Source organism: Nocardia sienata NBRC 100364 (assembly GCF_001613205.1).
GTDB classification, from domain to species: Bacteria; Actinomycetota; Actinomycetes; order Mycobacteriales; family Mycobacteriaceae; genus Nocardia; species Nocardia sienata.
Genome location: NZ_BDBX01000041.1, coordinates 34192 through 46657 on the forward strand (window position 1 = coordinate 34192; position 12466 = coordinate 46657).

4 protein-coding genes are annotated in these 12466 nt (G+C 68.7%); all 4 read left to right on the forward strand.

Annotated features, from left to right (window positions below):
• Positions 1–45 precede the first annotated feature (45 nt).
• The 4 genes from NS4_RS21890 to NS4_RS21905 are packed head-to-tail and all read left to right on the forward strand — an operon-like array spanning position 46 to position 12419.
• Positions 46–3972: a non-ribosomal peptide synthetase gene (locus NS4_RS21890; protein WP_084487581.1), complete on the forward strand. Its 3927-nt coding sequence runs from the start codon at positions 46–48 to the stop codon at positions 3970–3972.
• Entirely contained in the window at positions 3959–4453 is a 495-nt protein-coding gene (locus NS4_RS21895) for an OsmC family protein (RefSeq protein WP_063061391.1), read from the forward strand. Before NS4_RS21890 ends, NS4_RS21895 begins: the two co-directional genes overlap by 14 nt.
• Positions 4450–11700: a type I polyketide synthase gene (locus NS4_RS21900; protein WP_063061392.1), complete on the forward strand. Its 7251-nt coding sequence runs from the start codon at positions 4450–4452 to the stop codon at positions 11698–11700. The genes NS4_RS21895 and NS4_RS21900 overlap by 4 nt, the downstream gene beginning before the upstream one ends.
• Complete coding sequence (locus tag NS4_RS21905) at positions 11697–12419, forward strand: class I SAM-dependent methyltransferase (protein ID WP_063061393.1); 723 nt, start codon at positions 11697–11699, stop codon at positions 12417–12419. The genes NS4_RS21900 and NS4_RS21905 overlap by 4 nt, the downstream gene beginning before the upstream one ends.
• Positions 12420–12466 lie beyond the last annotated feature (47 nt).

The following is a 12466-nucleotide window of genomic DNA, read 5'->3' on the forward strand; positions in this document are numbered from 1 at the left end:
GTCGTTTAGCGTAAGCGCGTTGAGTTCGCCGAGCAAGGGCTGGAGATGCCGACAACAGAAGATGAAGTGCGGCGATGCGCCGCAACAGTTCTGGGGATGGATGCGGACGGCATCACCGGCCACCTTCCGTTGCAGGAATACGGGTTGGACTCTTTCCTCGCGGCGCGTCTGCACATGCGTCTGGCCGAGCGGACGGGAATCCGGGTACCGCTGGAGTCGTTCGTGGGAGCCACCGTCGGGTCGCTGGCCGTGGAGGTCGACAAGCGCCGCGACGGCGCTGGGACCGCGCAGCCCGAGATCGGCCCAGCGGTGTCACCTCCGGCGACCACGTCGGTGACGGAGGAGGAGCTGACCGCCATCCAGGCCTCGTACTGGGTGGGGCGGGAAGTGGGTATGCCGCTCGGCGGGGTGGCCACCTTCTACTACTTCGAATTCGACCGTGATCCGGACCGTTTCGTGACCGCGGACCCGCACGCCGAGATCGCCGCGCTGGAAACGGCATGGAACCACGTGGTGGTACGACACGATATGTTGCGCGCTGTCATCACCGACGACGGTCGCCAGCGGGTACTGCCACCGGGACAGCGTTACCGGTTCGGGATAGGCGATCTACGCGGCTCCGCCGACGATGCCGCCGCGGCGCTGGCCCGGTTACGGGATGAGAAGTCCCATCAGGTCCGCGATTGCGCGACATGGCCCCTCTACGACATCCACGCGACGATCCTGCCGTCCGGGGCGCTGCGGTTGTTCATCGGATTCGACATCATCGTGCTCGATATGGCGAGTTGGAACCAGCTCATGTGGGAGTGGGGTGAGCTGGTGACCGACCCCGCTATCGTCCTCCCGCGGCCTTCGACGTCGTTTCTGCGAATTCTGCGTGATCGTCGCATCATCGACGAATCGCGTCGCCGCCGCGATCGCCGGTACTGGCAGGAACGTCTGCCGGCGTTGCCGCCGGGGCCACGGCTGCCCTATGCCGTGGCCCCGGAGACCATCCACCGCCCTCGCTTCCGCCGGCACGAGGCGCGATTGGCGCCGGAGCACTGGTCAGCACTCGGCACGGCCGCGAAGAAGCGCGGTCTCAGCCCCACGGCGGTGTTGCTCTCGGCCTTCGGGGTCACATTGGCGCGGTGGGGAGCCGACGAAGCGTTCTGCCTGAACACCACGCTCTTCGATCGCCCCGACAGTGCGGAGGCCGAAGGAGTCGTCGGAGATTTCAGCACCACCGCGCTGGTCGAGATCCCCGAGGTGAACCCAGGAGAGTGGCAGGGCTTCGCCGAGTTCGCCCGGCGGGTCAATACGCGCTTCTGGGCGGACCTCGAGCATCGCTCGTACAGTGGGGTCGAGGTGCAGCGCGAGCAGGCCGCCGATCTCACCCCGCGCTACCCCGTTGTCTTCACCAGCGGTGTCGGGCTCGGTAGACCCGATGGCCCGGCCGCGGGCTGGTTGGGTGACGAGACGTTCGGAGTATCGCAGACACCGCAGGTCACCCTCGATCACATCGTCTGGGACGAGGCGGGCGGGCTGCGACTGGCCTGGGATGCCGCCACCGAGGCATTCCCACCGGATTTCGTCACGCGCATGCTCTCCGCCCACGAACGCCTGCTACGACGCCTGGCCGAGGACGAGGATGCCTGGGACGCGGTCGAACTCGGCTGGAATCCCCATTTCGAAGGCGTGCGAACACTGCCGGACGGTCTGGGGACAGGGCTGCTCGCACAACCACAGCACCACCGGTCCGCGATGCGGCCGAATGCCACCGCGGTGGTGACCACCACGGGATCGCTCACTCACGGTGAGCTGGCTACCCGGGCGCGCGCGGTAGCGGGAAGGCTCCTCGCCGCCGGTATTCGTCCGCACGATCGAGTGGCCGTCGTCGCGGCGAAATCCGCAGAGCAGATCGCTGCTGTGTACGGGACATTGTGGGCGGGAGCGGTGTTCGTGCCGGTCGAACCGGACTGGCCCGCCACGCGGATCGCGTCGGTCTGTCGCCGGGCCGGAATTGCGCACGCCCTGGTCTGCGGTGTCGTGGAGCTCCCCGAGGGCGTCAGGGTCCATCCGATCGATGACATGCCCGCGGCGGTCACCGTCGCCGAACCCATAGCCGTCGCGGACAGTGAGCTGGCCTATGTCATCTTCACCTCCGGATCCACGGGGGAACCGAAGGGTGTCGCGATCGAGCATCGTGCGGCACGAACCACGATCGACGATATCAACGATCGCTTCGGCATCGGCCCGGACGACCGGGTCCTGGCACTGTCGGCGCTCAGCTTCGATCTATCGGTGTACGACCTGTTCGGTGTGCTCGGGGCCGGAGGGGCACTGGTGCTTCCGGATGCCGACCGGCTGCGCGACCCCGGTCACTGGTGCGAGCTGGTGGGCGCCCATCACGTGACGGTGTGGAATACCGCACCGGCTCTCGCCGAGATGCTCGTCGAGTACGCCGAGGCCGATCCTGCGGCGGCGGCGCGGCTGAGCTCACTGCGGGTGCTCCTGCTGTCCGGTGACTGGATACCGCTGTCGTTGCCCGAGCGGCTCCGAGCGGTGATCGGCGATCACGTGCGAGTGATCAGTCTCGGGGGTGCGACCGAGGCCGCCATCTGGTCCATTTGTCACCCGGTGCGGGAGGTGCGGTCCGAATGGACGAGTGTGCCGTACGGGAGGGCCTTGCGTGAGCAGTTCTTCCTGATCCTCGACGAACAGGGGAACCCCTGCCCCATAGGTGTCCCCGGCGAATTACACATCGGCGGCCGGGGGCTGGCCCGCGGATACGTCGGTGACGACGAGCAGACCGCCCAGCGGTTCATTCACCACCCGCGGCTGGGCCGACGACTATATCGCACCGGTGACCTCGGCAAGTGGCGGCCGGACGGAACCATCGAGTTCCTCGGCCGCGTCGACCGGCAGGTGAAAGTGCGCGGTCACCGCATCGAACTCGGCGAAATCGAGGCCGCGCTCGCCCGTCATCCGGCAGTGCGCCGATCGGTGGCCGCCGCGGTGCCGGGGGCGGACGATCGACCGCAATTGGTCGCTTACCTGGTCGCCGGGGAAACTCCTTTCGATACAACGGAACTCGCCGAGCACGCCGCACGCCTGCTACCGCGATATATGGTGCCGTCCCGCTGGGTGACGGTCGAGGCACTGCCATTGACCTCCAACGGAAAAGTCGATCATTCCCGGCTACCGAATCCGTTCCGGCGGTCCGGCGTAGCACAAGAGTCCGAATCACCGGACCGGTCCCGTCCGGGGACGCGGGAGACGACCCTCGACGGTGGGCCGATGCTCCCGCGCGTCGCACCGGGAGCGCAGGGTTCGGTGCCCTCGAGAGCTCCCGTCGACACCGCGATCACCCGGAACGCCGACGCCAGAGGTTTCGCGGACACTCCCGGCATCGCCGCCGACTCGACGAGCCCGCCCGGCGACCACTGGCTTTTGTCTGCGGCGCGCGAAGCGGAAGCCCTGGGGATGACGGTCACCCTGCGTCTGGAGGCTGTCGACGGCGCTACCGCGGCCGACGCCGATGACTGGGTACGCCGGCTGCACACGGCAGCCACAGCGCACGGGGTTATCGCCGAGGCACAGGTGGGGGACACCGCCGAGCTCGTTCTGCGCCCTCCGGCGAAGCCGGTCTCGGCCGACCGTGCCCGGATCGAATCGATGGTCACCCAGGTCTTCACCGAGTTGCTCGGGTTCGAGCCGGCGACGACCACGCCGTTCCACGATCTCGGCGCCACCTCTCTCACGTTGGTCCGTGCTCACCGCAAGTTGCGGACACTCACCCCGTTGCTGACGGTGCCGGACATCTTCCGGCTCGGCACGATCCGGCGATTGGTGGGCTGGATCATCGGACACACCGCGCCGGATATCCCAGCGCGCCAGACCGTGACCATCGATCTCACCGGCGCCGCGGCCCGCGGTCGCCGCCGGCGCGCACACCGATCGAATGCGAGGCTCGCCGATGTCGTTCACTGATACCGTGCACCGGCTGCGCGCCGCCACCGCACGCGCGGCCGACCGCAGACAACGGTTCAGCGCCCGGACCGAACACCGGCCGGGCACCCCCACCGAAATGCGGGTACGCGTCGGCCGGCACACGTTCGTGGTCGACGAACCCGTCCCGGCCGGAGGTACCGACGCCGGCCCCGACCCGATCGGGTTGGCGTTGGCCGCGCTCGGTGCCTGCCAGGCCGTGACCTACCGGTTCCATGCCGCGCGCCTGGGCATCGAGATCACCGCGCTCGCGGTGGATGTCGACGCCGAGGTGGACCTCGGCGGCGTTTTCGGGCTCACCGACCCGGCACTGCCCGAACGTATCCGGGTCCGCGCCAGGCTGGCCGGGCCCGACCCTACCCGCTATCACGAGCTGCATCGGCTCGTCGAAGCGTCCTGCCCCGTACTGGCCATGACACGGGGCCGGTTGATCGTGGACTCGGAACTGGAGATCGAATCGTGAACGACGACAATGCCATCGCCGTGGTCGGGATGGCGTGCCGATTCCCGGGTGCACCGGACCTCGCCGCCTTCTGGGACCTGATCGCTTCGGGACGGGAGGGCTTGACCAGGTTCGACGATGCCGAGCTCGCGGCCCGGGGAGTGCCCGAGGATGTGCGCGGGCACCGACACTACGTCCCGGTCGGGGCGGTCATCGACGGCCAGGACCGCTTCGATCCGGAGCATTTCGGCATCGTCGGCCACGATGCCGCGCTGATGGATCCGCAATTGCGTTTGCTGCTGGAATGCGCATGGGACGCGCTGGGCGACGCGGGGTACCGCGGTGGTGCGGGTGGGGGCGCTGTCGGTGTCTTCGCGGGGGCTTCGCGCAGCGACTATCTCGACCACAACCTCGTCGCGTATCGGATGGGTGCCGAACGGGACCCGCTGGGGCGCCTTCAGGCGGAGACGGGCACCCTCACCGACTACTTTCCGCAGCAGATCGCCTACCGTCTCGGTCTGACCGGCCCGGCAGTAGCCGTCCAGGCCACCTGCGCGACCTCGTTGGTGGCGGTGCACGTGGCCGCGCAGGCGCTGCTGGGGGAAGAATGCGATACCGCGCTGGCCGGGGGCGCATCGCTGATCGTTCCGCAGGGGCGTGGTTATCTGCACGTGCCCGAGGCGATCTTCTCCGCGGATGGGCACACCCGGGCGTTCGGGGCGGACGGCACCGGGATGGTGCACAGTCAGGGTGTCGGCATGGTGGTGCTGCGACGCCTCGCGGATGCGCTCGCCGACGGCGACCCCGTCTATGCGGTGATCCGGGGCAGCGCGGTAAACCATGACGGCGGCGGTAAGGCGGGTTTCACCGCTCCCTCGGCGGCGGGTCAGGCGCGAGCCGTCGTCGAGGCGCTGGCGGTCGCCGATATCGGAATCGATGCCGTCGATCTCATCGAGGCGCACGGTACGGCGACCGCGCTGGGCGATCAAATCGAATTGTCCGCGCTGGCCGCGGTATTCGGTGATCGGACAGCGGCGGAGCCGATCGCCTTGGGTTCGGTGAAGAGCAATATCGGTCACACCAACAGTGCGGCCGGTATCGCATCCCTCATCAAAACGGCGTTGGCGCTGTGGCACCGACAACTCCCGGCGACTTTGCACGCGCGTCCCACTCATCCGGAGCTGGAACGCCTCCGTGGACTTCTCGAACCTATCGAGCAAACCCGGGGCTGGCCGGAACGTAACGGCACCCGTATCGCCGGAGTCAGTTCGTTCGGCATCGGTGGTGTCAACTGCCATATCGTGCTCGAGCAGGGTCCCGAACAGGATGGACAGAGCCAGGACGACCCGCGCGCCCAGCTACTGCTCGCCTCGGCCGCCGGAGAAGACGCTTGTCGCGCCCAGCTCGACCACGCTGTCACCGTCGCGGCCGCGGAGCGAGCCGATTACGCCTACACGGCCTCGCGCGGCCGACACCCGGATTCCGGCTGGCGGGGGACTGCCGTACTGACCGACACACCTGCGGGCCTCCACCCGGTTGCCGTCGGCCAGGTTCCGGACGACCGGCCCGATATCGTCTTCGCTTTCCCCGGCGCGGGCGCGCAGTACCCGGGAATGGGCGCCGGTCTCTACCGTGACGAGCCGGTCTTCACCGAATGGATCGATCGGTGCGCCGAAGCCGTGCGGCCGGTGCTGGACTACGACATCCGCGAGATCATCACCGGCCGTGCCGACCGGCGCGATGCCGACGACATCCGTTACGGTCAGCCCGCTTTGTTCGCGGTGTCTCTGGCGACCGCGGCGACCATGCGTGGTCACGGGATCGAACCGGACGGTGTGATCGGTCACAGCCTGGGTGAATACGCCGCCGCGGTGGTCGCCGGTGTTCTCGATCCGGCCGACGCCGCTCACCTGGTGGCGGTGCGGTCGCTGGCGTTGGCCGCGGCGGCACCCGGTGCGATGCTGGCCGTCGCGCTCGCCGAGGAGGATCTGCGTACCGCGCTGACCCGCTATCCGGAACTCGCACTGGCCGCGGTCAACGGGCCGACCGCGTGCGTGGTCTCCGGTCCCGTCGCGATGATCGACGCGTTCGCCGCGGCGCTTGGGCGCGCCGCGATCCAGTGCAGCAGGTTGCGCGTCGACGCGGCGCTGCACTCACCGGCGGTGGCCGCCGCGGTCGAACCGCTGCGAGCGGCCGCCGCATCCGTCGCGTTCGCACCGGCTACGCTCCCGTTCTACAGCACGGTGACCGGTCGTCGGGCCCATACGGTCGACAGCGAACACTTCACCCGGCACCTGCGGGAACCGGTCCTGTTCGCCTCCGCCCTGCGGGCCGCCACGACCGCCGGTCCTACCAGCGTTGTCCAGATAGGACCCGGCAGCGCGCTCGCCGCGCTCACGCGGCGCAATGAACTCCCCCGGACAGCCAGGACGCTCACCACGCTGCCGGATGCCGAGGAGGAAACCGGTACGGACCGCGCGGTCCTGCTCACGGCGATCGGGCAGTTGTGGTGTGACGGTGCGGATGTCGATGTGGCGGCACTGCACCGCCGGCGTCGGCGCGTTCGCCTGCCGGCCTATCCGTTCCAGCGGCGCCGTATCTGGACCGACCCACCCGCTGCCGCCGCGGGGGCACCTGCCGGAAGCGGCGACCTCGCCGGCACCACTCCCACGCCGCCGACAGAGATCGTGGTCGCCGCCGAAAAGGACATCCGCCCCGACCTCGCGACGGGCGGCGCCCGAGCGTCGGACACCGCCCGGCACGCGCGCACCCCACGGCCGACCAACCCCCCGCCGCCGATGCCGAACGGCGCCACGACGACCGCGGATCACGGCGATGTGACAGAGCTCGTCGTCCACCCGCATTTCGCGATGCCGGAGGAGAATGCTGTCGCCGCGCTGTGGGCGGAGACGCTCGGTGAGACGGTGGCCGGCCCCGAGGCGGATTTCTTCGCGCTCGGCGGCACCTCCATGCTCGCCACCCGCATGCTGGACATTCTCAACGAGCGCGAACACACCGATATCCGTATGCGGGAATTGCTCTCGCATTCGACCGTGGCGGATTTCGCCACACTGTTACGGGGCCGTCGACCCGCCACGGCAGCCGCGACCGGATCGCCGGTGCCCGCGGCGACAGACGCCGATATTCCGGCGCCCGAGGTCGCGGCTGTCTCGTCTCCCGAAGACCCGACGTTCCCGCTCACCCGGGTGCAGCACGCGTACTGGGTGGGGCGGTCGGGCGCATTCGGCCTGAGCGACGTGTCATGCCATATCTATCTCGAATACGACTGCACGGATTTCGACCTGGGCCGCTACGAACAGGCGTGGAACCAGGTCATCCAGCGACACGAGATGTTGCGCGCCGTAATCACCGAGGACGGCAGAAATCGGATTCTGCCCGAAGTCCCCGATTTCCGGATCCGCCGTCACGACCTCACCACCTCGGCTCGGGAGGCGCGGGAGGACACGCTCGCCGAATTGCGGCGTCGGCTGTCGCACCGGGTGCACCGGCCCGACCGCTGGCCCCTGTTCGATGTGCGGGCCGCGGTATTGGACTCCACCACCATTCGGTTGTTCATCGGCATCGATGCGCTGATCTGCGATGCGGGCAGCTTCCTCGTCCTCGATCGCGACCTACGGATGTACTACACAGACCCGGCCTCGGTGCTGCCGCCGCTGCCGACCCGGTTCGCCGACTACGTGGCACATACCGAGGCTCGTGCCGATTCGGCCGACCGCCACCGGGCGGCCGCGTACTGGCAGGAACGGATGGCCGAGTTGCCCGGCCCGCCGAACCTGCCGACGCATACGCGCACCCAGACCCAGCCCTGGTTCGGCCGGCGGGAGGCCCGGCTCGCGCCGGCCGAATGGCAGCGGCTGCGCAGCCTGGCCGCCGAACACGGTGTGACCCCGTCCGCGGTGCTGCTCACCGCCTACGCGGATGTGCTCGCCGCCTGGGCGGGGCACGACCGGTTCACCTTGGCGCTGACCCTGATAGACCGGCCGGTGGCCCTGCCCGGTATCGACTCCACGGTTGGCGACTTCACCACCCTGCTGGCCCACGAGGTGGACCGCGCCGGTGCGGGGTCGTTCACCGAACGCGCTGCGCGCACCCAGCGGCGACTGTTCGACGATATCGATCACCGCGAATACTCGGCCCTGGATGTGCTGGCCGAACTGTCCACCCGCACCGGGCAGCGACAGCTGCTGCCGGCCGTGTTCACCAGCGCCCTCGACGTGGTCGAACTGGTCGGCGGCGCGCCTGATCTGGAGTGGGCCGGCCGGATCGTGCACGGAGTGAGCCAAACTCCGCAGGTGTGGCTCGACCACCAGGCGTTCGTGCACGCCGACGGCCTGCAATTGCAGTGGGATGTACTCGAAACCGTGCTCGATCCCGTGGCGGCCGATACCGCGTTCGCCTCCTACGTGGAGTGGTTGCGCCGGCTCGTCGCGGATCCGCAGGCGTGGACCGCCGCCGATGCCGGCGCCGCCCGAACGGGCCAGGACGAAGAGGTCACCGAGGTCGTCGGTGACATCTGGAATCAGGCGCTCGGTCTGGACTCCGCAGTGGTGCGCCCCGACTCCACTTTCGTGAGCCTGGGAGGTGATTCGGTGCTGGCGGTCCGGATGGCCACCATGGTCCGCACCAGGCTCGGTGTCGCGGTCCCTGTGGCCGATCTCGTGGGCGATCTGTCCTTCGCCGAACTCGTGGTACTGATCGACGAGCGCCGCGCCGGTATCTCGGCCGCCGCCGTCGAACTGGTCCGTCAAGACGATCCGACCGCGCCCTTCCCGCTGACGCCCTTGCAGCAGGCGTATTGGGTGGGCCAGCAGCACGGATACGCCCTGAGCTACGACTCGGCACACAACTATGTCGACTTCCGGCTCGCGGGTATCGATCCCACCCTCTTGGACACGGCGGTGCGCCGGCAGGTGGAGCGCCAGCCCATGCTCCGGGCGATCCTGCTTCCCGACGGTACCCAGCAGATACTGCCGGACGATGATCCGCGACTGTCCGCGCTGCCCATCACGCATCTCGATATGCGTGATGCGAACATCAGCGAGATCGATCGGCAACTGGCCCGGATTCGCGCCGCGCTGCAGCGTAGCGGTCCGCGGATGGACCCGTGGCCGTTCGCCGTGACCGCCGTACGGCTACCCGGCGACGAACTGAGCCTGCATATCGTGTGCAGTCTGCTCGTGGCCGACGGGTGGTCGGTGCAGTTGATGTTCACCGAGCTGTTCACCTATCTCGACGACCCGAACACGGTCCTGCCCCCACTGACCGCCCACTTCGGCGACTACGTCGAGACCATCACGCGCCAGCGCGACGAGCCAGAGTGGCAGTCACAGCGCGACTGGTGGTGGGAGCGGATCGATGATCTGCCCCCGGCGCCTGCCCTGCCCTTCGCGGTGCCGTTCGACCAGGTCCGGCCGGAGGCGCTGGAACGCCGGGAATTCCGGGTGACCGGTGCGCAGATGGCGGTACTGCGCAAATACTGCGCCGAATACAGCATCACACCGACAGCCGCCTTCGCCACCTGCTGGTCTCTGGCCCTGGCCCGGCTCGCCGGGCACCGCCGGTTCCTGCTGAATGTGCTGTACCTCAATCGGCTGCACCTGCCCCGCGATCTCGATCACGCCATCGGTCCCTACGCGGGTACCGTGCTGCTCGATATCGCCCTGCCCGAGCGGCCGACGTTCCTCGACGCCGCCCGGCATGTGCAAGAAGCCACCGCCACGATGCTCGACCACGGCCAAGTCGCCGGCGTGGAGGTACTGCGGGAACTCGCCCGGCGCCGTCGCGACACCGCGCCGCAGGCACCGGTCGTCTTCCACAGCACCCTCGGGCTCCACCCACCGGGCGGTACCCCGGACACGGTGGAGGTGCGCCAATTCTATCAACGCGTACGCACACCGCAGGTGGCGCTGGATATGCAGGTATTCCAATGGGATTGGGACGATTCGGTGGCGGTGAATCTGGATGCTGTCGCGGAGCTGTTCCCATCGGGCGTGCTCGACACACTGTTCGCGGACGTGTGCGACAACGTGACCGCGCTTGTCGAACGGCCGGACACCTGGCTGGCGACAGTGAGCGTGCCCCAGATGGCACAACCGGCTCGGCGTAGCGACGCACCTGCTGTGGCGCCGGTCGGTGGTGCGCCCGCGACCGGCACCGAACGGGCCATCGCCGAAATCTGGCAGCGGATTGTCGATGTCTCCGGCGAAATCGACCGCGGCACCGACTTCTTCACAGTCGGAGGAGACTCCGTCAACGCCATCCGCATGCTCAACCGGATACGTGACGAACTGGGCCTGGTGGTGACACCCCGCGAGTTCCTCGCCGATCCGACCTTGGCCGCCGTAGCCTCCGTGGCACGCCCCGAGTCACCGCGACCGCCGGTTCCGCGTGACTGTCTGGTGCCGCTGCGCGATGGCACCGGCCGGCCGTTGTTCCTGATCCACCCCACCGGCGGCGATGTCCTCTGCTATCTCGACCTGGTGCGGACGCTCGATACCCGCGGACCGGTGATAGGGGTCCAGGACCCGGAGCTCGCCGGAGCGCCGGGACCGGAAACCATCGCTGAGATGGCGCAGGTGTACGAAGCGGTGATACGTGCCGAGCAGCCGGTCGGCCCCTACCGCGTCGGCGGTTGGTCGATGGGCGGAATCCTCGCCCATGAAGTGGCTCGGCGCTTGCGGGCCGCGGGCGCGACCGTCGAGGCGCTCGTCCTGATCGACTCGAACATCGCCGACCGGATCCACCATGTCGACGGCTCCCGGTTCTGGACGCGCTACCTCGGGTCGATGGCCGCGTTCCTCGATCTGGAGATCGGCATGGATATTGTCGAGGCCGAGTTCGATCGCAGCCCCGACGAACAGCAACGCGCCGAAATCCGGAGAAGGCTCGCGGCCGCCGGGCTCGTCGATCGCGCGAATCCGGCCGACCAGCGGCTCAAGGAAGACATCTTCCGCCGGCATCTGCGGGCACTCGGCAGTCACCACACCGGGGACCTGGACGGTGACGGACTCGAACTGTTGCTCGTACGGGCCGATATTCCGGCCCCGCACAACTCCGGCGTCGGGATGGGCGTCGACGACTGCGGTGACCTGTCGGACCTCGGGTGGGCCGCGTACACCGGCGTCCCCATCGACAACAGGCCGGTCGCGGCGCATCACTACGCGCTGCTGCGGCCGCCGGCCGTCGCGACGGTCGCCCACTTGATCTCGGAAATGCTGTCCGGACTGAACGATTCGGAGAAATCGTGACCGACGATTATGCCGCGGCTGCGGAGTTCTATGACCTCATGGCCACCCCCTACGTGGTCGCGGTAGAACCGGTGCTGACCCGGTTGCTGTCCGAAGTGGACACGATTGCCGGCCCCGTGACCGATATCGGGGCGGGCACCGGACTGTCCACCGTGCTCGTCGCCGAGGCCCTGCCCGACGCCCGGATCGTGGCGGTCGAACCCGCGGCCGCGATGCGGGCCGTGCTGCTGTCGCGACTGGCTGCTCGCAGAGACCTGCGCGAACGGATCACAGTGCTACCCAGCGGGTTCCTCGAGACCCCGCTGCCGCAGCAGTGCGCGGCGGTGGTGGCGCTCGGAGTGATCGGGCATTTCGATACCGCCACCCGTCCGCGGGTATGGGCCGCGATCGCCGCCGCGCTCGCCGCCGGCGGTGACGCGGTGGTCGAGGTGCAGCGCCCCGGCGGGGTCGATTCCTCACCGGAACGGCGCTACACCACCGCCCGGGCCGGTGACCTGCGTTACGAAGGTTGGAGCCGAGCCGATCCGGTGGACGCGGAGTCACTGATCTGGCGGATGACCTACCGCACCTACCGAGGTGAAGACCTGATGCAGGAGGTCCACACCGAACACCACGTCTGGCCGGCGGACGCCGATCGGCTGACCGCCGAGGCGCGCACAGCCGGACTACGTCAGGTCGACCTCGACGAGGCGACCGGTCTGTTGCGGTTCACCCGCTGATATTCACCCGGATCCCCGGACCCGGAGCCGCAGCCGCTCCGCACCAA

Coding starts and splice junctions, on each gene's coding strand:
- NS4_RS21895 (WP_063061391.1), top strand. CDS start 3,959: ATGTCGTTCACTGATACCGTGCACCGGCTGCGCGCCGCCACCGCACGC.
- NS4_RS21890 (WP_084487581.1), top strand. CDS start 46: ATGCCGACAACAGAAGATGAAGTGCGGCGATGCGCCGCAACAGTTCTG.